General features: G+C 40.7%; 21 protein-coding genes and 1 pseudogene. 12 read left to right on the top strand and 10 right to left on the bottom strand.

Annotation, left to right across the window (positions count from 1 at the left end; all coding sequences use genetic code 11):
• Nucleotides 1-19: 19 nt before the first annotated feature.
• Nucleotides 20-1,042, bottom strand: a complete 1,023-nt coding sequence (locus QE422_RS08340) for a 3-oxoacyl-ACP synthase III family protein (protein WP_307456675.1) — start codon at nt 1,040-1,042, stop codon at nt 20-22.
• Nucleotides 1,043-1,114: 72 nt separating this feature from the next.
• On the opposite strand from QE422_RS08340, the pseudogene QE422_RS08335 reads away from it, so the two are divergent.
• The 7 genes and pseudogenes from QE422_RS08335 to QE422_RS08305 form a co-directional block, all read left to right on the top strand.
• A pseudogene (locus QE422_RS08335) lies at nt 1,115-1,258 on the top strand (magnesium transporter CorA); the annotation flags it as partial.
• A 148-nt stretch (nt 1,259-1,406) separates the two neighbouring features.
• Entirely contained in the window at nt 1,407-2,015 is a 609-nt protein-coding gene (locus tag QE422_RS08330; protein ID WP_307456672.1) for a CorA family divalent cation transporter, read from the top strand.
• Nucleotides 2,016-2,144: 129 nt separating this feature from the next.
• Complete coding sequence (locus QE422_RS08325) at nt 2,145-3,731, top strand: patatin-like phospholipase family protein (protein WP_307456670.1); 1,587 nt, start codon at nt 2,145-2,147, stop codon at nt 3,729-3,731.
• Between the two features lie 47 nt (nt 3,732-3,778).
• On the top strand, nt 3,779-4,522 hold the full coding sequence (locus QE422_RS08320) for a hypothetical protein (protein ID WP_307456669.1): 744 nt from the start codon (nt 3,779-3,781) through the stop codon (nt 4,520-4,522).
• Entirely contained in the window at nt 4,519-5,019 is a 501-nt protein-coding gene (locus QE422_RS08315) for a DUF2199 domain-containing protein (RefSeq protein WP_307456666.1), read from the top strand. The genes QE422_RS08320 and QE422_RS08315 overlap by 4 nt, the downstream gene beginning before the upstream one ends.
• Nucleotides 5,020-5,035: 16 nt before the next feature.
• Nucleotides 5,036-5,377, top strand: coding sequence for a hypothetical protein (locus QE422_RS08310; RefSeq protein ID WP_307456664.1), 342 nt, complete (start codon nt 5,036-5,038; stop codon nt 5,375-5,377).
• Between the two features lie 24 nt (nt 5,378-5,401).
• Entirely contained in the window at nt 5,402-5,776 is a 375-nt protein-coding gene (locus QE422_RS08305) for a glyoxalase (protein WP_307456662.1), read from the top strand.
• 26 nt (nt 5,777-5,802) lie between these two features.
• Here the strand turns inward: QE422_RS08305 and QE422_RS08300 are convergent, their stop codons facing one another.
• The 6 genes from QE422_RS08300 to QE422_RS08275 all read right to left on the bottom strand — a co-directional run bounded on the left by QE422_RS08300 (nt 5,803) and on the right by QE422_RS08275 (nt 13,326).
• Nucleotides 5,803-6,360, bottom strand: coding sequence for a DNA-3-methyladenine glycosylase I (locus QE422_RS08300; RefSeq protein WP_307456659.1), 558 nt, complete (start codon nt 6,358-6,360; stop codon nt 5,803-5,805).
• A gap of 288 nt (nt 6,361-6,648) precedes the next feature.
• On the bottom strand, nt 6,649-8,223 hold the full coding sequence (locus tag QE422_RS08295; RefSeq protein WP_307456656.1) for a DHA2 family efflux MFS transporter permease subunit: 1,575 nt from the start codon (nt 8,221-8,223) through the stop codon (nt 6,649-6,651).
• 630 nt (nt 8,224-8,853) lie between these two features.
• Nucleotides 8,854-9,957, bottom strand: coding sequence for an HlyD family secretion protein (locus QE422_RS08290; protein WP_307456654.1), 1,104 nt, complete (start codon nt 9,955-9,957; stop codon nt 8,854-8,856).
• Nucleotides 9,958-9,976: 19 nt separating this feature from the next.
• A complete protein-coding gene (locus QE422_RS08285) occupies nt 9,977-11,287 on the bottom strand; it encodes a TolC family protein (RefSeq protein WP_307456651.1) in 1,311 nt (436 codons plus the stop codon).
• The gene (locus tag QE422_RS08280; protein ID WP_307456648.1) at nt 11,271-11,897 is read right to left on the bottom strand and encodes a TetR/AcrR family transcriptional regulator; all 627 of its coding nucleotides are present in this window, start codon (nt 11,895-11,897) and stop codon (nt 11,271-11,273) included. Before QE422_RS08280 ends, QE422_RS08285 begins: the two co-directional genes overlap by 17 nt.
• Before the next feature lie 310 nt (nt 11,898-12,207).
• On the bottom strand, nt 12,208-13,326 hold the full coding sequence (locus QE422_RS08275; RefSeq protein WP_307456645.1) for a DNA polymerase III subunit delta': 1,119 nt from the start codon (nt 13,324-13,326) through the stop codon (nt 12,208-12,210).
• Between the two features lie 896 nt (nt 13,327-14,222).
• On the opposite strand from QE422_RS08275, the gene QE422_RS08270 reads away from it, so the two are divergent.
• Genes QE422_RS08270 through QE422_RS08260 form a run of 3 tightly spaced genes read left to right on the top strand, consistent with a single transcriptional unit; the run spans nt 14,223 to nt 17,151 of the window.
• Nucleotides 14,223-15,509 carry a hypothetical protein gene (locus tag QE422_RS08270; protein ID WP_307456642.1) on the top strand — a complete coding sequence of 429 codons (1,287 nt, stop codon included), beginning with the start codon at nt 14,223-14,225 and terminating at the stop codon, nt 15,507-15,509.
• Nucleotides 15,510-15,513: 4 nt separating this feature from the next.
• Nucleotides 15,514-16,104: an LPS export ABC transporter periplasmic protein LptC gene (gene lptC / locus QE422_RS08265; RefSeq protein WP_373463437.1), complete on the top strand. Its 591-nt coding sequence runs from the start codon at nt 15,514-15,516 to the stop codon at nt 16,102-16,104.
• 3 nt (nt 16,105-16,107) lie between these two features.
• Nucleotides 16,108-17,151, top strand: coding sequence for an anhydro-N-acetylmuramic acid kinase (locus tag QE422_RS08260; RefSeq protein ID WP_307456636.1), 1,044 nt, complete (start codon nt 16,108-16,110; stop codon nt 17,149-17,151).
• A gap of 30 nt (nt 17,152-17,181) precedes the next feature.
• On the opposite strand, the gene QE422_RS08255 is transcribed toward QE422_RS08260, so the two are convergent.
• On the bottom strand, nt 17,182-17,571 hold the full coding sequence (locus QE422_RS08255; protein WP_307456634.1) for an SRPBCC family protein: 390 nt from the start codon (nt 17,569-17,571) through the stop codon (nt 17,182-17,184).
• A 39-nt stretch (nt 17,572-17,610) separates the two neighbouring features.
• Here QE422_RS08255 and QE422_RS08250 point away from each other — a divergent pair, with 39 nt between their 5' ends.
• Complete coding sequence (locus QE422_RS08250) at nt 17,611-18,222, top strand: NUDIX hydrolase (RefSeq protein ID WP_307456631.1); 612 nt, start codon at nt 17,611-17,613, stop codon at nt 18,220-18,222.
• On the opposite strand, the gene murF is transcribed toward QE422_RS08250, so the two are convergent.
• Nucleotides 18,209-19,486 carry a UDP-N-acetylmuramoyl-tripeptide--D-alanyl-D-alanine ligase gene (gene murF / locus QE422_RS08245; protein ID WP_307456628.1) on the bottom strand — a complete coding sequence of 426 codons (1,278 nt, stop codon included), beginning with the start codon at nt 19,484-19,486 and terminating at the stop codon, nt 18,209-18,211. The genes QE422_RS08250 and murF overlap by 14 nt on opposite strands.
• Nucleotides 19,487-19,551: 65 nt before the next feature.
• Nucleotides 19,552-21,147 carry a gliding motility lipoprotein GldJ gene (gene gldJ / locus QE422_RS08240; RefSeq protein ID WP_307456626.1) on the bottom strand — a complete coding sequence of 532 codons (1,596 nt, stop codon included), beginning with the start codon at nt 21,145-21,147 and terminating at the stop codon, nt 19,552-19,554.
• 164 nt (nt 21,148-21,311) lie between these two features.
• Between gldJ and porU the strand changes: the two genes are divergently transcribed.
• Nucleotides 21,312-25,217: a type IX secretion system sortase PorU gene (gene porU, locus QE422_RS08235; RefSeq protein WP_307456624.1), complete on the top strand. Its 3,906-nt coding sequence runs from the start codon at nt 21,312-21,314 to the stop codon at nt 25,215-25,217.
• Nucleotides 25,218-25,247 lie beyond the last annotated feature (30 nt).

Raw genomic sequence — 25,247 nt, 5'->3', positions numbered from 1 at the left:
CTATTTCAAAAAGTTTTTATTAATATTCAAACAAAACACTTCCCCATGTAAAGCCGCTTCCAAAGGCAGAAAGCAATACCAGGTCTCCTCTTTTGATCTTGTCCTGCTCAATGGCTTCGCTTAATGCGATGGGAATCGAGGCAGCGGTCGTATTTCCGTACTTCTGGATGTTGTTGAAGATTTTGTCATCCGGCAGACCGAATTTCTGCTGTACAAACTGCGCAATCCGTAAGTTCGCCTGATGTGGAATGAACATATCCACATCCTCAATCGTTTTTCCGGCTTTATCCAGGGCTTCCTTCATCGTTTCCGGGAATCTTGTTACCGCATGCTTGAAAACAAAGTTCCCGTTCATGATCGGGTACACTTCTTTGTTCGTTACATTCTCCGGTTCTTTTCTCATACGGTCGCTCCAGCCGTATTTGGAACCCGGAAACTGGGTACACAATTCATCGGCATATTTCCCTTCGGAATGCATATTCACGGCAAGTACGTCTCCGGCATCATCATTAATGGTTGCCGAAAGTACGATGGCACCTGCGCCGTCCCCGAAAATAACGGAAACTCCCCTGCCTTCATCGGAAAAATCCAGTCCGAAAGAATGAACTTCGGCACCTACGACCAGAATATTTTTATACGTTCCGGATTTGATAAATGCATTGGCAACGCTCATCGCATAGACAAACCCAGAACACTGGTTTCTTACATCCAGGGCACCGATCGTACCGCAGCCCAACATATCCTGAAGCAAAACACCGCAGCCCGGAAAATAGTAATCCGGTGAAAGGGTGGCGAAAATAATATAATCGATATCTTTTGAAGTCAGGCCTGCATTGGCTATGGCTTTTTCGGAGGCTTTAAAACCCAGGTAGGCAGTGGTTTCCTGTGCATCGTTGCGGTTTTCCCGGTGTCTTCTTTCTTTGATGCCGGTTCTTTCCGTAATCCATTCGTCATTGGTGGTCATTAATTTTGCTAAATCATCATTCGTAACAACGTGATCCGGAACATGGAATCCGATTCCTTTTATTGTACTTTTAATCATATAGTTTTTTAATTTTGGTAAAGATAAACTTATTTAACACATAGTTTTTCAAAATATTATTATTTTTACGATATGGCAATTGTTACCATTTACCGAGACTCCCAGTGCGAATGGGTGGATGTGGAGGCTCCCACTGCGGAGGACCTGACGTTTTTACACGAACGATATGAGATCAACAATCTTCTCCTGGAAGATACCCTGGATCCGAACCACCTCCCGAAGTATGAGGAAGACGGCGACGTGAAATTTTTCCTGCTTCGGGAAAGCACGGAACTGGAACGGAAAAACCTTAACACCATCAGCGACATCAGCACCAACAATCGGGATCTTTATTTTGGGAAGGACAATCATCACCATCCACCGGATGAAGACCAAAAGCCTCACCGAAACCAAAAAGCAGCTTTCGGGACTGAAAACCGAAACCACCGCCAAAAATATTGCCTTACGGATCGCCCTGCTGATCATGAAAAGCTTCGACGACGAGTCGGTCAGCCTGCTGGAAACCATGGACAATATCGAAAATGAGATTTTCCTTAAAAATACCAACCATACCAATCAGATCAAACGGCTCTACAAGCTGAAAAGAAAGTCGGGGCTCAACTCCAGGGTACTGACGGTTTCTACCGATGCCATCGATAAGTTTAAACTGCTGGGGCTTCAGGATTCCGAAGTATCCGATTTAAAGGATAAGCATAAGGACGTAGTTGCAGATTTTGACCACCTGAACATCCAGGTGACCAACCTCATCGGAATGTTCCTGGCCCTTTCGGATCAGAAAGCCAACCAGGTGATGAAAGTTTTGGCCGTTTACTCTGTGTATTTTTTGCCGATTACCTTTATTGCAGGAGTGTACGGGATGAATTTCGACAATATGCCGGAGCTGCACCACAGGAACGGGTATTTTTTTACCCTAGGATTAATGGCATTGGTCGTAATCTGTACATTTATTTATGCGAGAAGGAAGCAGTGGTAATGGTAAATTGATCGGCTATCCTGTAATGAAAACAACTGCAAAGACTGAAAAAATCTTCGTCGGGGTATTTTATTAAGGTTAGAATTAAATTATCTTCGTTAAATCAAAATAACTTAACCGCCAATCACCATGAAACCCGAAGCCCTGCAAAAAATCCTTGAAGACCATACCCTTTCCGGAGAATCCAAAGAAAAACTCGCTGCACTGCACGATCTGATCTCTGCCAAGGAATTTTCCGACCTCCTGGATGAAGAGGGAAACCAATATGTGGAATTCGTACAGGAAGGCGGCGGCGTGTGGGGAAGTGCACTGGTAGGCTATCTCTACGCCCTGGAAATTTTCGGGATCCGATTTCTGAAAGTAGCCGGAACCAGCGCGGGAGCCATTAATACGATGCTGATTGCTGCCTGCAGGACAAAAGAGCAAATGAAGAGCGAAATCATCCGGGATATTTTATTCAACTGGAATTTTGCCGATTTTATGGATGGAAAGCCCTATATCAAGACGACCATTCATTCAATGCTGAACAATAAAAATTTTGTCCGGAACAACATCATTATTGCCGGAATCATTATGCTGATCCTAGTGATTATGCCGTTTGCCATTTCTTCGGAAACCACTCTGCGCGCGAAACTGCTTTTCCTGGTTCCGATCATCCCGATTCTCATTGCGATGATCTGTCTGTTGAAGCTTTATAATGATCTTAAAAAAGCCAATTCCGGACTTAACCCGGGAAATACTTTCCTCAATCAGATGAAATCGGTGCTGGACGGTTTCGGTATAAAAACCGTTGCCGAACTGAATGAAAAGTTTGTACAGAAAGGCAAAAACCTCAACCTGAACTATCGCTACGGAAATGAGACGCAGTATTACGATATTGCACTGGAAAGCATCGAGGAAATTTATACCAACAACAAAGAACATATCGACGAGATCCGGTACCGTATTTTTTACGAAGGTACGGTCAACAACGATTATTACAAGAAAGATCCTTTTTACCTGTTGCAGTCGGAATATATTGTGGTGACTACGGATATCAATGCCAAAATTAAGGTGGAACTACCGACCATGGCCAATTTGTACTGGTCTGAAGAAGAACTCAAGCACATCAGCCCGGCTGAATTCGTGCGGGCTTCGATGTCAGTTCCTTTCTTTTTTGAGCCATTTCAGAAGCAGATCAACCGGAATGACGACTCGGTAAAATATGCCTGGAGATTCTGGATGAATACGAAGGCGGAAGACATTAATCCGGTCGGGGTGTTTATTGACGGGGGAAGCATTTCCAATTTTCCGATCGATCTCTTCCACTCCGCCGATATTTTTTACCCGAGAACGCCGCTTTTCGGAGTACAGCTGACCAGCGATTCCGACCTTCTTTCGGAAAAAGGAAAAACCAGTGCCGAGATTTTAAAGTCGCCCTTTTCTTTTGCCGGCAACATTCTCAGCACCCTGAAAGGCTTTAATGATAAAACCTTTCTCACCAAGCATACGTTTTACCATCTTTTCAGTATTCAGACCGTAAACTGCGGAACCAGCAGCTGGCTGAATTTCTTTATGAAAAAAAACGAAAAAGAAGAACTCTTCAACCGCGGTTTCTCTGCCGCCCTCGATTTCCTCCACCAATTCGACTGGCAGAAATACAAATGTGAACGAATGATGCTTTCTATGAAGGAGAAAAAAATTCTGAAGGAGGAGGATACGAAGACGGTGGGGTAAAGAATATATTTTAAAAGTTATTCAAGAAAATTACCAATTTGATCAGTATGAAAAAGAGAACTTTATATGTGTTTAATTTCATAATCATGTTTTCTATTTACGGATGTAATTCAAGTTTAGGAAAGTGGAATGTTGATGAACTATTTGCTCAGCAAATAGAAGGATCTTCAAAATTATTGTATAAATATAATGCGTGGGGAGGTCGAGATTCCAATGCAAATGGTTTTGTTATTTTAGATTCGACAAAAGAATTTAAAATTGATTTATCGGAAGAATTACCATTCTATTATCTTTCAGACATCCCTAAAAATTTTAAAATCAGCGGCATAACCCACGATTGTTATAATTCCTGCGGTGAAAATTATTATAAAACAAATCCTATCTTTAAAGTAATGAAAACTGAAAATATGATCAGTAATGAAATAAATATTACCACAAGAATATTTCAGTATCGCGGTTATTCCGAAAAAGATTATTCTTTAGAGAGATACGTTTTTGAAAAATTTAAAGAGACTAAAGACAGTCTGTTTTTTTTCAATCTTAATGATGTAGAAAGTGAAAACGGAATCCATCTTAATGAACTAAAGTTGAGAAAAGGAGAAGTTTACCTTCAAGAGAGCGATAAAAGACTTATTAACAAAATAATAATTAATGAAGTTAAACTAAGCTCAAAAAACAATAATATTGAATATATAAGAACGGTTCATTTAACACCTAAATATCAAACAAAAAGTTCAGAATTTTCTAAAAGAGGCATATTTAAACCTGTTAAAATTAAAAATATAGAATGATTAAATACATTTGCCCATGCTGTGGCGAAGAAAAAGAAGACTGGCCTGCAATAGCCTATTCTGCGCCATATCCATATCTCGGTTTATCTGAAGAAGAAATAAAGAATTCAGAATTAACCTCCGATCTTTGTATTATCCGATATTCAGATGAAACCTGTTATTTTATCCGGGCTGTTCTGGTGCAGGAAGTGCATAATGATTGCCAGAATCTTGAATATGGGGTCTGGGTGTCTTTAAGCGAGAAAAGTTTTGAGAATTATGTAGAAAATTACGAAGATAAAGAATTTGAAGGCGGATGTTTTGGGTGGCTGGCGAATTACCTTCCTGATTATGAATTCAGTAATACCATTCCCACGGATGTTTTTATCGATAATAGAATAGGAAGACCCTTCATCTACCCCCACGAAAGCCATGAACATCCTTTCGTAAAAGACTTTTATGAGGGAATTTCAAAAGAAGAAGCGGAAAGAAGAATTAATTTTGTATTGAATAAATAAAAACAGATTCTAATTAATGGATCAGGAAACCGTAAGATACATTATTAATTATTTTAGCCATCTCATGACAGAGGATGAAAAACTGGCATTAAAATATCAGATGTATATGTATAAATCTTCCGATAATGAAAAGCAAAGAGAAATGATGATTAAAAAAGGCTGGATCCGTCATACGTCTGAAACAGACCATCTTTTCCGGGAAGGATACGAGGAATTTGAAATCAATGTGGCCAGACGTATCATGAAGGAAACACCGGAAAAAATATTTTTTAACAACTGCCCCAGGTGTGGAAAGCTGGCCAGGACTCCTTCTGCACAACAATGCAGGTACTGCGGGCTGAGCTGGTATAAAAAATAAATTCTAAAATTAAACCCTTAATTCATGATCAGTAAAGCAGACCTACGAGAAAAACTTGATCTCCCCATATTTGAAACCACCAGCAAAACCGAATCATTTCAAAATGAGACGCTCCGCCCTGTCTTAAAGTTACAGAATGAGATATACCTGATGTTGTTTAAAGATTATGCTTTGGGTAAAATTTCAGATTTTGATACGCTGAAAAAAGAAAAGAAAATACTTTTTATCGATCAGAGCCTGCAAAAGGATCATGCTTTAAGGAACATCTTTATCGGAATGACCATCGGTATGCTGATCAAGGAAGAAGTGGCGATATACCTTTCCGACAGCAAATCGTTTAATAAAAGGCTTATTGCAATGCTTACGGAAAGGATTAAAAGCCAGCTTGATACTTTATAGTCACAAACCGGCAGATTTTCTACATTTTACATTTCCGCTTCTTTCCACTTCGGATTCTGTTCCAGCACTTTCCGGTATACCGGACAGCTTTCCGAATGGCAACCTTTCAGGTAGCCCGTACTCATCAGAAATTCGTTGACAATTTCTCCGCCGGTGAATTTGAACGTTTTCTTAAACAGCTTCATCCATTCCGGCAATGTTTTCGGATGGTGATGTTCCAGCCATTTTTCAAATGAACCGAATTCCTGCTGCAGTCCTAAGATCGTCTTCGCATTTTCGATGGCGGCATTGACCTTTAATTTATTTCTGATGATTCCCGGATCAGCAAGCAGCCGTTCGCGGTCAGCTTCGGTATATGCGGCAACTTTTTCTATTATAAAATTGTCGTACGCCTTTCTGAAACCTTCTTCCTTTTTCAGAATGGTTTCCCAGCTCAATCCCGCCTGGTTGATCTCCATTATTAATCTTCCGAACAGTTCGTTGTCGTCATGAATCGGAAAACCGTAATGATGGTCGTGGTAATTCTGGTGAAGAGCCCTTCTGCTTTCGGGCTGCATGGTTTCAATAACGGTGCAATAGCTCATGGTGGTTCTTTTATTATGCAAAGATAAGGAGGCTGATGACAAGTGTATGGCAGTAGGAAATTTAAATACAATAATCTGGGCTATTCGTTTGTAAACACAATGTAGAATTCGGATTAGAAGGCTGGAAGAAGGACGCTGGATGCTGGAAGTTCTTCTACTCAACATCCAAACCGACCAAATACTGAACATTAAACAATTATCGAATTCGCGTTAAAAATAATTTTTTAAAATCCTCTAAAACAAAAAAGCCTCCAAATTGGAGGTTTTTGTTTATTTGAAATATTTTAATTAATGTACGCCACTCAGATCGATCTTTTCCTTGCTTTTCCTTTCTTTTACAAAAAGGATAAACGGAATACAGATCAGGAAGATGACTCCCAAGTAAAGGAAAACATCCATGTAGGAAAGTACGGTAGCCTGTTTCGTAACGGAAAGATCGAGTATCTTGTAGGCAGCATTCATCGCGGCGTCGGGAGTCATTCCTTTAGCCATGAAGCTTCCTTTTAAAGCCTGCAATCTCTGCTGAACGGCAAGATCCGTTTCATCGAGATGGGAAATCAGGTTGAGCCTGTATTTCTGACTGGCATTTGCAATGAATGTTGTGATTCCAGCAATTCCGAAAGAACCGCCCAGCTGTCTCATCATCCCGGTGAAGGCTGCTCCTTGGCCAATCTCCTGTCCTTTCAGTGTACTCAAAGACAGGGAAGTAATCGGGATAAACAAAAGTCCCAGCCCTGCTCCTCTTACGATCAGCATCCAGAAGAAAGCATCTTTACCCGTATCCGGCGTAAGGATTTTGTAGCCCCAGAAACTGTAGATAAAGAAAATGAACAGTCCGAGGGAAACCAGCACCTGCTGTTTTGCGCCTTTGGACAGCAACCGCCCGATAATCGGCATCATGAAAGCGGTGGTGAGTGCCGCCGGGATCATCAATGCCCCCGACTGAAGGGCCGTCCAGCCCAGAATACTTTGGGTATACAAAGGAACAATGAACGTCGATCCGTACAGTCCGAATCCTAAGACGAAGGACATCACGGTACCGATTCTTAAGTTGCTGTTTTTTAATACCCGGAGTTCCACAATCGGATATTTGAAAGTAAGCTCCCGCCATAGGAATAAGATAAATCCTAAAACAGCTGATACGGTGAAAGTCACAATCCATCCGCTGGCAAACCAGTCTTCTTCGTGCCCTCTTTCAAGGATATACTGCAGCGATCCTACCGTTATTGCCAACAAAGCGATTCCCAGCCAGTCGACATCGGAAGCTTTCCGCTTTTCGGCATATTTCGGGCTCCGTACAAACTGAAGCGTCATTAAAGTCGCTGCAATCCCGATCGGAATATTGATATAGAAAATATACGGCCAGCTGAAGTTATCTACGATGTATCCTCCGAGCGGCGGACCTAATGTAGGACCGATAATCACCCCAAGACCATAGATCGCCTGTGCCATACTTCTTTTTTCTACCGGATAGGATTCGGTAATGATCGTCTGGGAAGTTACCAGAAGCGCTCCCCCACCGATCCCCTGCATCAGCCGGAAAAATACCAGCTCCCAGATATTCGTTGCGTTTCCGCAAAGAAAGGAGAATACGGTAAATATGATGATGGATGCAGCAAAGTAATTCCTTCTTCCGAACTGCTGGGAAAGCCAGCTTGTCATCGGTACGATGATTACGTTACCGATCGCATACGCCGTAATCACCCAGCCTACTTCCGAAAGGGTGGCTCCCAGGTTCCCCTTCATTTCGTTAAGGGCAACATTTACAATCGTGGAGTCCACAATTTCTAGCAGAGCACAAAGGATGGCCGTAATCGTGATGATTACCCTTCTGGCTCCATATTCTACTAATGAATCTTGCATAGTTTTTTTCGGTATTAAAAAATCAAGAGATCATGAGATCCGGAAATTTCTGATCAGAACAAGTTTAACGAACTAACTTTATTCTATTTTAAATAGATTGAGATTAAGGTTGAGGTGAAATAAATTATGATGTTCGGCTAAAGCCTATTTTATAACTTACTTCATGAGTCTTACCTTTAAATCTTCAGAATTTTTAATTTTAAGTCATTAAGATCCGGATCTCCTGACCTTTTAATATTTTAATTTTATTTTATAAAAAGTGAATGGTCAGCGTTCCGCCTGCATTTGTCGTTGCCTTCCATTGTCCTTCCGCACTCAGACATTCTTCTGCATACATCTTCTTCATCGATTTCCTCTTCATTTTTCCTCTGCATAGCTAATCTTCTCTTCAAACAGTATCCTCCTTCCCGATCAGTTCCGCTTCATCTTTACATCGTCTGCATCTTCTTTCGCAATATCCGCTTCATCGGTCTGCACCTTCATTGAACTTCTTCATTCCGGCATTCTTCTGCAAAGCTGACCATTCACTTATAAATTATGGTAATAAAGGAATTGTCAATGGTTCATCTTTTTGCCTCCACATATGCGCTCTTCTTTCCTCCACATCATTGACAATTCACTTATTTTGTATTATTTTAGGGAAACTTCTGCTTTCACATTCATTCCCGTTCTTAATTTTTTGGCGATATTTTTATCAAGATTTACAAAATCGATTTTTACCGGAAGCCGCTGTACTACTTTTACGAAGTTACCGCTGGCGTTATCCGGAGGAAGGATTGAGAAGGTAGCCCCGGTTGCAGGAGAGAATGAACTTACTACTCCTTCAAAGTCCTGATCAGGGAAAGCATCGATCTCAATTTTCACTTTCTGCCCTTCTACCATTTTGTCCACCTGTGTTTCCTTAAAGTTGGCTACAACCCATTTCTGGTCATTTTTTACCAGGGCAAACAATTGGGAACCGGCCTGTAAATATTGTCCGGCCTGGATCGGCACTTTTCCTACATATCCGTCTTCAGGCGCAAGAATCACCGTGTAAGAAAGATTCAGTCTGGCATTTTCCACATCAACTTCTCTTTGCTTGGCCACAGATCCTGCTACGCTGATCTGCTGAGAACTTGCTGCCGTTTGAGAAGAAGCAATATTCGTCTGCTGGGCAATCTGGTTTCTCTGGTCGATCAAAACCTGTAATTGTTTGTCAGCCGTCTGTTTTGCGGCCAGTGCCTGCTCATACTGCTGTTCCGTAATAGAATGGTCTTTTACGAGATTAGCATATCTTTTAAGATCCTGTGAGGTTTTCCATACGTTTACCTTCGCTGCTTCGATCTGTGCATTTGCCGTCGTTACCGCTGCCTGGGACGAACCGATATTTTTGGAAGTTGCAGTTGTGCTGGCCTGAGCGTTTGAAATATTGCTTTTTGCTGTTGCCAAAGCTGCTTCCGCCTGTTCCAATGCCAGCTTCTGATCTCTGCTGTCCAGGACAATCAGGGTATCTCCTTTTTTTACAAACTGGTTATCTTTTACTTTTACTTCCGTTACATATCCTGAAATCTTTGAGATTACGGGAGAAAGGTTGGAAGCAATCTGTGCGTCATCGGTTTCTTCATGAGACTGTCCGTAGGTATAGGTTCTATAACCGTAGATTCCTCCGCCAATCAAAACAACTGCTAAAATAATAGGAAAGACTAAGCTCTTCTTCTTTTTAGGTTCAGTAGCTGGGGTAGTATTATTTTCCATGTTGGGTATCGTTCTTTATTTATTTAATTGTTAAGGTTCCTGTAGTCTGTAATAATTTTCGGTATGCGAGTGCTGCGTCGGCTTTTGCGTTGATCACACCCACATTGGCGGCAATCTGCGCTGCATCGGCATCCAGGAGTTCCGTCATGGTTGCCAGACCGTTATCGTATTTATTTTTTGTAATTCGGTAATTTTCATTCGCCTGTTCAGCAGATTTTTCGAAAACGGCGATTCTCTTTTTAGAATAATCGGTATTCTGGTATTCCCTGTTTACATCAAGCTTAATGTTGTCATTTAACAACTCATTATTGGCGGCCAGCTGCATTTCTCGTGCCTGAGACTGCTTCAGTGAAGAGTTCTCTTTCCATAGGTTGGATAAGTTATAAGAAATCCCCACTCCGACATTCACGGCATTGTAAATGGTTAAAAATTTAGGAATATCCGCGGCCACATAACCTCCGGTAAAGGCAATAGACGGAAGGTTTTCCGCTTTTGCAGATTTGGTTCCCAATGCTGCAGCCTGTCTCTGTTTATCCAAAGCCTGAAGATCCTTACGGTTTTCCCGGGCTTCGTTGATGTAGAAATCAACTGGTTTTACTTCAGTGCCTTCTTCAATATAGTCCTGGTCTACTTCAATTTCGGTAGTTTCCGGAAGCCCTAACAGAAGATCCATATTGATGTTGGCGATGTTATAGTTGTTTTTCGCTTCCAGCAATTGCAGCTCAATGTTTGAAGTCTGAAGATTAGCTTTCAGACGGTCGTTTCTGGCAATTACTCCGTTATTTTCAAGTTTCAGAAACGTTTCATCTCTTTTCTGGGAGGCCGAAAGGTTTTCTTCCAATACTTTAATCGACTGGTTGGCTTTGAACAAATTGTTATAAGCCTGTGCCACATTGTAAGCAATAGCAACCTTATCGTTTTCCGTATTTAATTTTGATGCTTCCACGAGGTACTTTGCCGACTCAATCCCATACTTTATTCTGCCACCGCTGTAAATCGGAACGCTGAGGTTGGCTGATCCGTAAGCTACCTGATGGATTTCGGGACCGCCACCTGCAACGCCGGGAAGTTTAATGTTCACAGTAGGTTTCAGGGGAAGATACATATAGCTTCCGGAAACTTTAAGTTCAGGCAGCTGTCTGTTCTTTGCTTCCAGGAGATCTGCTGTAGCTTCTTCGATCTTGGCGGCATCAATCTTCAGATTCTTGCTGTTTTGGATACCGAGCTGCACGGCTTCATCCAGGGTGAGTGTTTTTTTCTCCTGGGCATTTGCGTTTGCTATTCCAACAAACAGAGCCAGCGCAAGGACTGAGTTATTTATTTTCTTCATAACCTAAAAGGTCTTTAAGTAAGTATTTAATATGTGTGTTAAGTTCTGTGTAGTACTTTTCGTCGAAAACGGTATCCTCCTCGGTCTCATTCAGGAATTCTTTATACATCTCCTTGGCATTCACAGCATAAAACAAGGTTCCGCTTACGGTGGAATGGAGCAGATAGATCGGAGGGTTCTTAGTAAAAATTCCGTTCTTCAGTCCACTTTCCAATATTTTGGAATACATGGCAAGAAATCCGAGCTTAGCCTGCTTCAGCATATCTACAATATTCGGATTTTCGGTATGAAGCTGCTCCCGCTGCATAATCCTGTAAAAACATTTCTGATGTCTTATCCTCCCTACAAACTGGTCTACGATCTTATTTATTTTTTCCCAATCGTTAATATCGGTTCGTTCCAAAATATCTTTCGAGAAGAACTGCCCTTCATTCATCCTAAACTCCACCAGCTTTTCATACAGCTTTTCTTTTGAACCGAAATAATAAGAAATCATGGAAATATTCACGTTGGCTGCTTTGGCAATCTCCCGGGTAGAAGTTCCTTCAAAACCTTTTTCAGCAAAAAGCTTTTCGGCGGCAAACAATATATTTTCTTCTTTTGAAATCATCTTAGTGCGTTCTCGTTTTTTGACGTTGCAAATTTACATCCAAATTTGAATAAATCAAACGATTGATTGAAAATTTAAGGTTTTTTTAATGTCTAAATTTTTAAAACATTGATTAACAATATTTTAAAATTATTCAAAAATTAAATTGGAATGATAGATGGGGTATTTGAGCAATTATTTATGGAAATATCAGGGCTGGATAAATGCCGTAAAGTTGACTCAACATAAGAGAAAACAAAATATTTCGGAAAAAAATTGGGTAAGTTTCCGGTTGTATAAAGCAAAATCTCCGGCAGCTGCCGGAGATCTTTTATGAGTTCTTGTGAATATATCGGGATAATTTTATGCCCAGATCGGTCCAGACAATTTTGGGGTTTCCGTTGCGGGTCAAATGCAGATCGGCAGTGCTGATTTCTTCCAGAATGCTTTCAATATTGGCCCCGCTGATAAATTTTGAAAAGCCGGTCCAATTGAAACCGTTGGCATTGATTTTTTTATATACCAGATCTTCGGATTGATAATTCTGCAGAAGCGCCAACCTGAAGATCTCGGAACAGTAATTTAAAAAGTTTTTCTGCTTTTCACGGTTCCATCCTGCAATCTCCCTTGCCCAAAGAATGATACTCCTCAAAAATTCAGGTTTCTTTTTTACCATAAAAGCATCACGGACCCACTGAACAAAAAGTTTCTCGAATTCTTGATTTTTGCTGCCTGATTTCAACAGTTTGATCGCATCATTCAGGTCACCCTGGGCTTCATGAACAATTTCCCTTACCTTTTCATCCCCGATACTGAAGCTCTTTTTTAAATAGGCTTCCAAGTCTCCGTCGGTAATTCTCGGAACTTCGACGATCTGCGTTCTGGAAAGGATGGTCGGAAGAATATCGTTGGTAGATTCCGCAGTGAGTAGAATAATCGTTTTGGCCGGCGGTTCTTCCAGGAACTTCAGGAATTTGTTGGCCGCTGCTATATTCATTTTATCGGCTCTCCAGACAATCAGGATCTTCGTTCCGCCTTCGTAGCTTTTTAATGAAAATTTCTGGTTCTGGTCATCGATTTCATCGGCTGAGATGAAGAGCTGTTTATTTTCAGACTGCAAAAAAGCGGTCCAGTCGTCATAGCTCGCATATGGGGATTTCAGCACCATTTCGCGGAATTCTTCAAATTTATTTTTGCTTAAAGAATTTTTATTGTCCGTGAACACCGGAAAGCTGAAATGCAGATCGAGGTGGTTGAGGTGCTCCACTTTCGAGGCGGCATGCTCATTCTCGCGGCTCAGGACTTCTTTGGCGTAGGCCAGAACCATAGGCAGCGTCCCGTACCCTTCTTTTCCTGTGAAAAGCTGGGCATGGCTCACCCTGTTTTCGGCGATGCTGTCTCTGAGAAGTTTTTTCAGGTTTTCCTGTCCGGCGATGTTCTCCCAATTCATGGCTCAAAGATAAAAAAATTGTAGGTTATTGTCATGTCAATTTTATGTCATGCATGAATTTTATGCTTCAGCCGAATAGGATCGGTCAACGGTGAATTTTGCTGGCGCAAGTGAATTTATGAATTTTACTTTCTGAAATATTCACAAGCAAAGCGAATTGACCATTCACCATTGATCTTTAAAGCCATCTCGTTGTAAAACCACCCCGTCAAAAATTCTTTGAATTTTCGACACCCCTCCAAAGGAGTGGAATTTTCGGTTAAGGCTTTATTAGTTGTTCTTTTTATTTAATTTATCCGTGACTTTTACTATTATTCAATGTTATCATTTACTAAGTATAAAGTCTGTACTGAACTTGCCGAAGTATCTTTACAAACTGAAAATATGCAGAATCCTTTAAAACAGAATATTGCTACCATTGCATTACTAAATCTATTTTGCCTATGAATTTATTACGCATAAGATTCACCAGCAAAGCGGATTGACCATTCACCTTTTATTGTCAATGGTGAATTTTGCTTCGCAAGTCATTGGTGAATCTTTTAGCAAAAAATTGACAAGCAAAGCGGATTGACCATTCACTTTTTTATTGTCAATGGTGAATTTTGCTTCGCAAGTCAATGGTGAATCTTTTAGCAAAAAATCGACAAGCAAAGCGGATTGACCATTCACCTTTTTTATTGTCAATGGTGAATTTTGCTTCGCAAGTTAATGGTGAATCTTTTAGCAAAAAATTGACAAGCAAAGCGGATCGACCATTCACCATTCATCATTCACCATTCACCAATATGGGCGGCTGTTTTCCCTCTATATCTGCCTTAACAAACTTTAACCTCATATAATTTTTACAATTCATTAATATTTAAGATATTTGCGCATTGTTTTAAAAATAAAGAATGAAAAAAATCTTTGTACTATCATTCCTATCTGTTGGGTATTTCCTTAATGCGCAGAACCTGAGTAATTCACCCTATGCGACTTACGGAATCGGAGATGTAAAATATGATAATACGATCGAAACGACCTCTATGGGAGGTATATCAACCGCTTTTATAAGCGATTTTACAAGTAATTTCAATTTTGCAAACCCTGCAAACAATGCCAATTTCGAGCTGACCAGCATCAAACTGGAAGCAACCAACGAGAACAATTACTTTAAAACAGATTACAACAATACGAAGGCGACCAAACACTCTACGTATTTATCCAATATTTCACTGGCTTTTCCTTTGTCTTCGAAGCTGAAAATGGGACTTTCCTATCAGCCGTATAGCTCAAAAAGCTATAACATTCTTCATGAAGAAACAAATCAGGAAACCGGAGTTACGGAATACAACAGATTCAAAGGAAGCGGAACACTGAACACTGCTCAGATCGCTTTGGGATATAAGGTAACCGATAAATTTGCGGTGGGCGCAAGAGCCAATTACTATTTCGGAAATCTTTATGACCTGAATGAGCTGGCTTATTCCAATGCTGAGCTGATCAATGGATATGAGACGAGAAACAGCATCCACAACTTCAATTTCACGTTAGGCGCGAGCTACCAAAACCTGAATACAAGCACAGACCGTAAATTGACCATCGGTGCTACCACTACTTTCGGGAATACCAGTAATATGACAACCGATTATGTAAACAGTACTTATTTCTACTCTGATGCGGCAGCTACTACAAAAAGTAACGAAAGCATTATTGAGCAGAGAAGTACGAAATCTAAAAACCTTCTTCCGATGCAGGCTTCCCTAGGGGTTGGTTACGGAGAAGAGAACCAATGGTTTCTGTCGGTACAGGGTGACTATAAAAAAGGAGAAAGCATCGCTTATTTCGGGAACATCCTCGATCTTCAGGATTCATACAGGATTTCTGCCGGAGGCTGGTATTTACCGAACTACAACAACTTCAGAAGTTATTTCTCAAGAATCGTTTACCGTTACGGAGCGTTCTATGAAAAAGGGAATCTTCAGATTGCCGGACAGAATATCAATAAATTCGGTGTTTCTGCCGGAGTTCTTCTTCCATTCAAAAACAGCAGCATTACGCGGATGAGCGGATTGGAACTTGGACTTGAACTTGGAAAAAGAGGAACTGTTAAGAACAACCTGATCAACCAGAACTTCATTAACCTAAGGGTTGGTTTCAATTTTGCTGACCGATGGTTCAGAAAAACTCTATATAACTAAAATGATGTTTTTTAGAAACATACTTCATAAAAAAAATATAGCATACCTTTTTAGTTGTGCTATATTTTTTATTATGACCTCCTGTGAGGAAGACCTCACGAAGGCTAATTCTAAGCAGAGTAAAAACTTCGCCTCACAGATTATCAACAATGCCTATATTATCCAGCGCGATTCGGGATTTGTTACCATGAAGGCAAAAGCTCCGATTATTGAAAAATACGAGCTGATCGACAGCCCTTACACGGTTGCGAGAAAAGGAATCGACATCCAGTTTTTCGATAAGAAAAAACCGAAAATTCCGGGAACCATCAAGGCCAAATACGCTAAGTTTTACGATTATAAAAAGTTCTACGAAGCCAAAGGCAATGTAAGGATTACAACCAATGAAGGCGATAAATTTGCGATGCAGAGCATTTACTGGGATCAGGTAAAGAAAAACATCTATACCCGCGATACGGTGTATGTAACGAGAAAAGACGGAAGTACACTGATCGGTGCCCACGGTATGCGGGCAAAGGATGACTTTTCAGAATATGTTTTCTTCCAAAACTCCGGAGACTTTGCCGCTCCTGAAATTTCTCAAAATAAAAAATAATTCATGACGTTCCATGCGATCGGGCTGATGTCCGGAACCAGCTTAGACGGCCTGGATATCTGCCTGGCAAGATTTGAAAAGCAGCAGGCATGGCACTTTGAAATCCTGAAGGCTGAAACTCTTCCCTATTCCGAGGAGTGGGAAAATAAACTCAGAAATTCCATCTGTCTTTCCGCGGAAGAATTGCTGGAACTGCATTCGGAATACGGTTTTTACCTGGGAAAATCCGTTAAACGTTTTATTGAAAAACATCAGCTTCAGAATATCGATCTGATAGCTTCCCACGGACATACGGTTTTTCATCAGCCACAGAAAAAATTCACCTTACAGATCGGTGACGGAAGAGCCATTAAACTGGAAATCGATATACCGGTAGTCTATGATTTCCGGAGCCAGGATGTCCTGATGGGCGGCAACGGCGCTCCGCTGGTACCGATCGGTGATGCGCTTTTATTTCCCCAGTATGATGCTTGCCTTAATCTGGGAGGCTTCTCAAATATTTCTTTAAAAATCAATAACCGGAGGATTGCTTTTGATATTGCGCCGGTTAATATTATTTTAAACGCATTTGCCCAGCAACTTAATAAAACTTTTGATGAAAATGGCGATCTGGCGAGAACCGGAAAAATCAACGAAGTACTGTTATCCCAATTGAATTCGTTGCCTTTTTATCAACAGTCCCATCCGAAATCCCTGGGAATCGAATGGTGCAACGAATCTATTTTTCCATTATGTAAAGAAATCGGAGTCCTGGATTTGCTGGCCACTTTTACAGAGCATGCTTCCGTACAGATTTCGAAAGTTCTGAATGAAAACCAATTGAAAAAAGTGCTTTTTACAGGAGGAGGAACTTACAATTCTTTTTTAACTGAGAAAATAAGATCCAAAACCGACGCTGAAATCATCATTCCTCAAAAGGATATCATCGATTACAAGGAAGCACTGATCTTTGCTTTTATGGGTGTTTTAAGGATAAACAATGAAATTAATGTCCTGGCTTCCGCGACGGGAAGTTCAAAGGATCACTGTTCCGGTATTATTGCATAAAAAAAGCCTTCATCGCTGAAGGTTTTTCTTTTATTTATAAGCTTCGATCTTATCCGTCAGAGTATTGATGAAATTCTGAAGCGGCTTCTCCACCATCATTTTAATGAACGGATTGAATTTTCCTTCAAACAGCATCTGTACCTCGGTCTGGTTTTCATTCAAAGGATTCAAAGTAGCCGTTAAAGAAAAATCAAGGCTTGAGCTTGCCGATTTTAATACCGCTTTCTGATCATTCACTTCATCGATTTTTAGGGCGATCTCAGGCATTCCCTGCAGTCCGAATTTAAATCCATCCTCTCTCGTCTCAAACTTCTGAAGACCGTCCGGCATAAAATCTTTGTAATTTTCCGGCGATTTCAGGATTTCCACCAACTCTTTAGATGATTTATTGACAATAATCTTTCGTCCTTCTAAATTCATTTTTTATTTTTGTATTAAATTCTTAATTCTTACAAATATATGTATAAAGTTTTTGTGAACGAAAAAAAATTACTGTTGTCTAAGCAATCTGAAAACTTAGAAAAAACGCTTGGATACGAAAACGTCACAAGCCTGGAGATCGCGCTTGATCTCCTTGAAAATACATCGGTAAAGGAATTAAATGTTTTTGGGGAAAACCTGGAAGAAATGTGGACAGAGTTTCAGAAACTCTTCAGGATCATCGAAGCGGCAGGTGGATTGGTGAACAATCCGCAAGGTGATATCCTCTTCATTAAAAGATTGGGGAAATGGGATCTTCCAAAGGGAAAAATGGAGAAAGGTGAATCACGCGAAGAGTCTGCCGTACGTGAAATTGAAGAGGAGACCGGCCTGGCGAATGTGGAACTGGTGCGCTTCATCAATACCACCTATCACATTTACGTAGAAAGAAACGGCGACAAAGTGCTGAAATGCACCCACTGGTTTGAAATGAACTTCAGCGGGGAAGATACTTCAAAACCTCAGATTGAAGAAGGCATCACCGAAGTCGCCTGGAAAAACACCGCCCAGATTGAAGACGAAGTTTTCCCTGGCACTTTTAAAAATATCAAACTGATCGTAAAGGAATTCTGGGATCTTAAGGCTGAATAAAATCAATGGATTTTTCCAGAGCGATCCCTCTGGAACCTTTTAACAATATATTTTCCGACGGTATTCTGTTGGCTTTTAGATACTCGCTCAATGCTGAGGTATCTTCAAAGCTCAGCGAAGAATCGTTTACGCTCTTAAAGTTTTTACCCACCGTGATGATCTGGTCGAAGCCTAATTCTTCTGCCAGTTTCAACAGGGTTTCATGCTCTTTCTCACTCTCCTCTCCCAACTCCAGCATATCGCCGATGATAATGGTTTTGGAACCTTCAAAAGTAATGAAGTTGTGCAAGGAGGCGGCCATAGAGCTTGGATTGGCATTATAGGTATCCAGCACCAGTGTTCTACCGTCTTTTTTTACAATCTGGGAACGCATATTTGTTGGCGTGTATTTTTCGATGGCATTTTTAATGCTTTCAAAACCGATCCCAAAATGAAGCCCGAGGCTTGCCGCTGCACAGAGATTGGTAAAATTGTAGGCACCTGTCAGTTTTGAAACCGCGTTTTTATCTTCGTACCTTAAACCGACAAAGTTCTCTTCTGAAAATAATTCAAACCGGTAATCGGAATGCTCTTTTCCAAACGTAATTTTCGGTGAATAATTTTCTGTCTTTTCCACCTGAATCGGGTCGTTTTCATTAACAAGAATGGTCTGCCCGTTATTTTTAAGGTAATCATACAGTTCAGACTTTCCTTTGATTACCCCTTCATATCCGCCGAAGCCTTCCAGGTGTGCTTTTCCGAAATTGGTAATATAGCCGAAATTAGGCTGCGCAATGGAACATAAAAGCTCAATTTCCTTTTGATGGTTGGCACCCATCTCAATCACGGCCATTTCATGTTCCGGCTTAATGGAAAGAAGGGTGAGCGGAACGCCGATATGATTATTTAAATTTCCGAAGGTATACTGAACATTGTATTTTTCTGAAAGAACGGCATGAATAATCTCTTTCGTCGTTGTTTTACCATTGCTTCCGGTAAGCCCGATGACAGGAATCTGCAGCTGTTTTCTATGATAGACGGCCAGTTCCTGCAAAAAATCAAGTGTAGAAGCAACATAGAAAATATTTTTGGCTTTATTTTCAAAATCCTTCTGCTCCACAATAACCGCCAGCGCTCCGTTATCGATTGCCTGCCCGGCCAATGTCGCCGCATTGAAATTATCCCCGGAAAAAGCGAAGAAAATATCATTCTTTCCGATTTTTCTGCTGTCGATGGTTACTTTATCAGCCTGTAAAAACAAAGGGTAAAACTGTTCTGTATTCATGGTTCAAAAATAAAAAAACCTTCCAGAATTCCGGAAGGTTTTTTTGAAAATTATTTAGATAAATATTATCTTCTAGTTCTACTCTTATCGTTTGCTCTGGCATCCTGTGCAACACGGAAACCGATCCATCCGAAAGCTCTGTCCTGAGTTTTGTATCTTCTTTGTCCCGGATCCAGCCAGTAAGCTGTATCCTGCCAAGAACCACCTTTTACAACTCTGATATCGTTAGAGATTTCAGAAGTTCTTTCTTTTCTGTCTTTCTGCAATACTACTTTACCGCTAGCATCTACAATAAATCTTGATTTAGGAGAATTGTACATGTCGTAAGTAGAAGCAGAGTCAGAAGCGTTTCTGTAGTTTAGGGAAGACATTCTGTCTCCGTCTCTATAGTTTCTGTAGTCAGCAATCGTCTCTCTTTCAAACTGTCCCGGAAGGTTTCTGTAAACCAGTCTTCCGTCAGCTAAAGTATCATATTTGATATTGCTTTCGTCTACCATTTTGTAAGTTCCGTCTCCGTTTCTTACTACTGCCTGAGGCATATTTCCTCTATAATAGTTGAAATCGCTGAAATCTTCGTCAATGATTGGTCTGTATACGTCAGCTGTCCATTCTGCAACGTTTCCGTACATTCCATAGATTCCTAAATCATTGGAAGGATATTGTCTTACGTCTGAAGTTTTAGCGGATCCGTCATTTTTCCAACCTGGAAGACCTGAATAATCACCGGCACCCATTTTGAAGTTTTCAAGGAACATTCCTCTTTCTCTTCCTTTGGTACCTCTCAACTGATCGATTTCAGGTTTTTTACCTAAGTATTGGTTGTATTCTCTGTTTTTAGCCATACCTAAAGCTGCGTATTCCCATTCTACTTCAGTAGGAAGTCTGAATTTCGTTACCATAGCCGCATTAGGAGCTCTGTTCGCAGCAAGCAATCTCTGGTTGGTAGTTTTCATACCGGTCTTCTGCTGCATTCTTTTTTCATTGATGTACCCTTGCATTTCAGGATCATTCGATTTGAATTTATCCATATTGAATGCCGTTCCACCCTGGTTATTAGATTCGTTGATATACAAATCTTTGGCAATGATACCAGCCTGCATTAAAGCTTTCTCGTTTGCTCTGTCTGACAACCATTCGCAATATCTGTTGGCCTGAGTCCAGGTTACTCCCACTACAGGATAGTAATCGAATTCAGGAGAACGGAAATACGTTTCGTTGAAATCATTTCTAGATAATTTGTTGTCCCACAATAAGGTATCCGGCAAAGCACCGTTGTAGATTTCCTTAAAGCTCGGATCACTCGGAGGGAATACGTACTTCAACCATGTAAGGTATTCGCGGTATTCGTAGTTAGTAATTTCAGTTTCCCCGATAAAGAACGAACTTACCTGCATTCTGCGTGGCGAGTTATTCCAATCGTGCATAACATCATCTTTCACTAATCCCATTGTAAAAGTTCCACCTTCTACATATACCATTCCCGGCCAACCTTTTTGTTTTTGTTGCTTTCCTGCAAAAAACCAACCTTGTTTCTCGTTTGGTTTCCAACCTGTTTTGCTGACAAATTTTTTCGTACCGCCGCCATTATTAGATCCTCCGCAACTGGTTAATGCAAGTGTAGAACTTAATGCTATTAATGAAAACAACTTTAGTTTTTTCATAGTCGATATAAATATTTTCAAAGTACAAAGAAAAAGTAAATTATTCAATAAATCAAGTAAAGAGTTGATTTTTTTGAAAAACGTTAACAAATTAATTTTATTGTATCACAATTTAATTATAAAATTTTCATTTATTTTGTAATTCAGAAATTTCAACCATAAACATGAAACAAAAAATCTCACTTTTATTTCTATTAAGCTTTGTATCAATACTCTGGGCTCAAAGAATTAACATCGAATGGGATGGCTCTAAAATCCGAGACTTTGGCGATACAAAACTTAATCTCCCCAATTTCAAAAATCAAGGATTTTTATTCAGCCAAAATAACATTTTTATCACAACCAAACAACAGGTTGGAGAAAAGCAGCTGAAAATTTCCAATCCGGTTTGGGAGAATGTTTCTGCCGGAGATTTGTTTGAAATGAGTAAAGGTCTTCTACCGGATTATGAAGTAAAAGATATAGCTTATTATTTTCTGGAAGGAGAAAGGTATGCGAGTATTAATGTTTCTTTATTTAAAAATGTAAAGGGCCAGGTGCAGCGGTTGTCTTCATTTGAAATTTCAGAAAGCAACCTACCCAACAGCATTGGAAGCACCCTGAAAGTCGGAACCACAAACAACCCTCTTTCAACAGGAAATTTTTATAAAATAAGAGTCGACAAATCGGGGATTTTCAAAATTACGAAGCAGTTTCTGCAGGATAACGGAATCAACCCGTCTTCTGTAAATCCTAAAAATTTCAGGATCTACGGAAACGGAGGGATCATGCTTCCGGAATTCAATCAGGATGTAAAATACAGTGCACTTCAGGAAAACGCGATCCAGGTAGTGGGAGAAAGTGACGGCGTATGGAATGACAATGACTACGCTCTTTTTTATGCTCAGGGACCGAATGGTTATAACCTGTACAATACAGCCAACGGAAACGGCTATAAAAGAAATGATACCAGAAGCGACAGAAGTGAAAACGTAAAGAATATTTACGAAGATTATTCTTATTACTATATCAATTTCGATAAAGGCCCGGGAAAAAGGGTACAGCCTGTGGATGTCAACTTACCTGCTACTCCGCTCATTACAAGATTCGATAATTATCAGTTTATCAACAACGATCAGAAAAACCTGATGAAGGTAGGCCGTGTATGGGTGGAAGATACCCCTTTCACTACAGATAAAGCGATTACCTTCAACACCGCTTCTCCTATCCAGGCAGGTGACCAGATCCGGTACAGGGCGCAAGTCATTGCCTATAAATCCCAGCAGAACAGCATTACCTATAATATTAATAATCAGAATCCTGAAACAACTACTGTTCAAGCCCCGAATACGAGTGGAACCAATGAATTTTATACCACAAGATATACCGGAACAATTTCAGGACTCAGCGGAAGCCAGATTACCTTTAATCTGAAACCGGATATTACGCTAAATCCTAACGGGACTTTTTATCCGGATTATTTTGAAGTACAATATAAAGACAACCTGAGCTTTAACGGTACCCAGATGAGCTTCAGGGATTTCTCACTGGTGAGCGGAAGCAATACCACTTATGGATTCAGCTTATCCAATGCTTCAGCAGCGGAACAGATCTGGGATGTAACCGATATTACAAACGCCAACCGAAGAGTAAATAAAGCGGCAGGAAATACTACTTTCAATTTCGCGTATACCGCTTCAGATCCTAATTTCAACAATGAGTTTGTGGCATTCAAGGCTGATGCAGCTTACAGCCCTCAGTTTGTGGGAAGAATTAACAACCAGAATCTTTCCGCATTGCAGAATGTGGATTACCTGATCATTACCGTTCCTGAAATGATGGGACAGGCACAGAGACTGGCGAATTACCACCAGACCAAAAACAACTATAATGTACAGATCGTCGATACAGATAAGATTTACAATGAATTCGGCAGCGGCAGCAGGGATCTTACCGCCATCCGGGATTTTGTTACCAAGCTGAATACTCCGACAGGAACCTTAAAATATGTTTTCATTTTGGGGGATGCTTCCTATGATTACAAAAACAGGATTTCAGGGAATTCAAATGTGGTTTCCGGCTATGAGAGTGAGATTTCACAGGATGTGATCCGGTCTTTCATCACTGACGATTATATTGTGATGACCAAACCGCAGACGACGCAGTATCTGGATTTCAACCTTCCGGATCTGCCTGTAGGAAGACTTCCGGCAGCCAATGTAACGGAAGCGGCGAATATGATTGATAAAACACTCGCTTATTATAACAGTTTATCCGGACAGTCCACTCCTTTCGGAGAATGGAAGATGAAACTGGACTTCATTGTGGATGATGACAACGACGGACCGGGTTCCGTTCCGTTCCATACCGTAATGAACAATTCTTTAGTTTCGGTTTTCGAACAGGCCTCTTCAACCAATCTGAAAGAATACAACGTCCGAAAACTGTACCTGGATGCATTTCCAGCGCAAAGTACTGCAGGAGGACAGCGGTATCCGCAGGTAAACCAGGCCATCTCCAATGATATCGGAAACAGCTTATATATGTTCTATTTCGGACATGGAGGGATCAACGGCTGGGCACAGGAAAGGGTATTAACCTTAAGTGAAATCCAGAATGCGAACAACTTCTCGCCGGTGTACAGCAGATTTCCATTTGTATCTACGATTACCTGTGAATTTACGCTTTGGGACGATCCCGATACCTCTTCCGCGGGAGAGCAGTTCATCAAGCTGAAACAGGGAGGTCCTGCAACGATGATTACTTCCAGCCGTGCGATTGATGTATTCTACGGGATTACTTTTACCAATACGTTTACCCAGAATATTTTCAAGCTTACGAATGACGATTTCGACACGTTAGGATATGCGCATTTAAATGCCAAGAAACAGGAAGGAGCTTCTACGGAACACCTGAAGGTAAATTTCCTGGGAGATCCTGCAATGAAGCTGAGCAGACCGAAAAGACTGATGGTTATCGACAATATCGAAACGCCGGTTCCGGGACTCATCAGAGGACTGGACTTCGTGAAAGTGAAAGGCCATATCAACAATCCGAACGGTACGCTAAATACGTCATTCAACGGACGGGTGGTCATCAACATTTTTGATAAAAGATTAAATAAAACCACATTGAACAACGACGGCGGACTGACGCCGGTTCTTCAGTACACCGAAGAAGGAAGTGCCATCGTCAAAGCGTCAGGAACAGCCGTAAACGGAGTATTTACAGTAGAATTCTATGTTCCGAAAGACATCAACTACGCGGTGGGTACCGGAAGAATCCTGGGTTATGCGGATAATAAGGCCAGCGATGTATTCAACAACCAGGCGGTACAGGTAGGAGATCTTAACCCGAACGGAATTAATGATAACGAACCGCCTAAAGTAAAATTATACATGAACAATACCAATTTCGCAGACGGTGGGGTTACTGATCAGAATCCGATGTTGCTGGCATGTATTACCGATGATACCGGAATTAATTCTACAGGATCTGGTATCGGTCACGATATTACAGTATATTTGGACGGGCAAATTATCAATACGGTTGTGCTGAATGATTTTTATGCTTCAGGAGAAGGAAACGGATGCTTAAGTCCGAGCCTGGCAGATTATCAGAAAGGGAATGTAACCTACCCTTTCAGAAATCTTGCGATAGGACAGCATCAATTGACATTTAAAGTTTGGGATATAAACAATAATTCTACAACTGCTACGTTAAATTTTGAAGTTAAGGATGAAGCCGATCAGCATCTCATCATCAACAGGCCGTTGAACTGGCCGAACCCGTTTACTAATAAAACGTATATCCAGTTCGAGCATAATTGTGATGATATCCTGGATGTAAACGTTCAGATTTATACCATTACCGGAAAACTGGTAAGAACTTTATCGCAGCCGGTAGTCGCAGAACCTTTCCTACAGGGCTTTAGAACGCCTCGTCAGGCCATCGAATGGGACGGAAGAGACGATTTTGGGGCAACTGTTGCAAAAGGTACGTATATTTTTAAGATATTTGCAAAAAGTCAGAATCAAGAAAAATGCAAAGGAAGTGCTACAGCTGTAGAAAAAATGGTACTTTTGAAATAAATTTAAAACGATTACAGTAAACATATTAAC

Source organism: Chryseobacterium sp. SORGH_AS_0447, from assembly GCF_030818695.1.
In the GTDB taxonomy this organism is placed as follows: Bacteria; Bacteroidota; Bacteroidia; order Flavobacteriales; family Weeksellaceae; genus Chryseobacterium.
The sequence above is the reverse complement of the archived record's forward strand: the minus strand, read 5'-3'. Positions and strand labels throughout refer to the sequence as shown.

What these genes read in the sequence shown, in the direction of transcription:
- QE422_RS08340 (WP_307456675.1), bottom strand. Translation starts at nt 1,042, where the DNA reads ATGATTAAAAGTACAATAAAAGGAATCGGATTCCATGTTCCGGATCAC.
- QE422_RS08330 (WP_307456672.1), top strand. Translation starts at nt 1,407, where the DNA reads ATGAAGACCAAAAGCCTCACCGAAACCAAAAAGCAGCTTTCGGGACTG.
- QE422_RS08325 (WP_307456670.1), top strand. Translation starts at nt 2,145, where the DNA reads ATGAAACCCGAAGCCCTGCAAAAAATCCTTGAAGACCATACCCTTTCC.
- QE422_RS08320 (WP_307456669.1), top strand. Translation starts at nt 3,779, where the DNA reads ATGAAAAAGAGAACTTTATATGTGTTTAATTTCATAATCATGTTTTCT.
- QE422_RS08315 (WP_307456666.1), top strand. Translation starts at nt 4,519, where the DNA reads ATGATTAAATACATTTGCCCATGCTGTGGCGAAGAAAAAGAAGACTGG.
- QE422_RS08310 (WP_307456664.1), top strand. Translation starts at nt 5,036, where the DNA reads ATGGATCAGGAAACCGTAAGATACATTATTAATTATTTTAGCCATCTC.
- QE422_RS08305 (WP_307456662.1), top strand. Translation starts at nt 5,402, where the DNA reads ATGATCAGTAAAGCAGACCTACGAGAAAAACTTGATCTCCCCATATTT.
- QE422_RS08300 (WP_307456659.1), bottom strand. Translation starts at nt 6,360, where the DNA reads ATGAGCTATTGCACCGTTATTGAAACCATGCAGCCCGAAAGCAGAAGG.
- QE422_RS08295 (WP_307456656.1), bottom strand. Translation starts at nt 8,223, where the DNA reads ATGCAAGATTCATTAGTAGAATATGGAGCCAGAAGGGTAATCATCACG.
- QE422_RS08290 (WP_307456654.1), bottom strand. Translation starts at nt 9,957, where the DNA reads ATGGAAAATAATACTACCCCAGCTACTGAACCTAAAAAGAAGAAGAGC.
- QE422_RS08285 (WP_307456651.1), bottom strand. Translation starts at nt 11,287, where the DNA reads ATGAAGAAAATAAATAACTCAGTCCTTGCGCTGGCTCTGTTTGTTGGA.
- QE422_RS08280 (WP_307456648.1), bottom strand. Translation starts at nt 11,897, where the DNA reads ATGATTTCAAAAGAAGAAAATATATTGTTTGCCGCCGAAAAGCTTTTT.
- QE422_RS08275 (WP_307456645.1), bottom strand. Translation starts at nt 13,326, where the DNA reads ATGAATTGGGAGAACATCGCCGGACAGGAAAACCTGAAAAAACTTCTC.
- QE422_RS08270 (WP_307456642.1), top strand. Translation starts at nt 14,223, where the DNA reads ATGAAAAAAATCTTTGTACTATCATTCCTATCTGTTGGGTATTTCCTT.
- lptC (WP_373463437.1), top strand. Translation starts at nt 15,514, where the DNA reads ATGTTTTTTAGAAACATACTTCATAAAAAAAATATAGCATACCTTTTT.
- QE422_RS08260 (WP_307456636.1), top strand. Translation starts at nt 16,108, where the DNA reads ATGACGTTCCATGCGATCGGGCTGATGTCCGGAACCAGCTTAGACGGC.
- QE422_RS08255 (WP_307456634.1), bottom strand. Translation starts at nt 17,571, where the DNA reads ATGAATTTAGAAGGACGAAAGATTATTGTCAATAAATCATCTAAAGAG.
- QE422_RS08250 (WP_307456631.1), top strand. Translation starts at nt 17,611, where the DNA reads ATGTATAAAGTTTTTGTGAACGAAAAAAAATTACTGTTGTCTAAGCAA.
- murF (WP_307456628.1), bottom strand. Translation starts at nt 19,486, where the DNA reads ATGAATACAGAACAGTTTTACCCTTTGTTTTTACAGGCTGATAAAGTA.
- gldJ (WP_307456626.1), bottom strand. Translation starts at nt 21,147, where the DNA reads ATGAAAAAACTAAAGTTGTTTTCATTAATAGCATTAAGTTCTACACTT.
- porU (WP_307456624.1), top strand. Translation starts at nt 21,312, where the DNA reads ATGAAACAAAAAATCTCACTTTTATTTCTATTAAGCTTTGTATCAATA.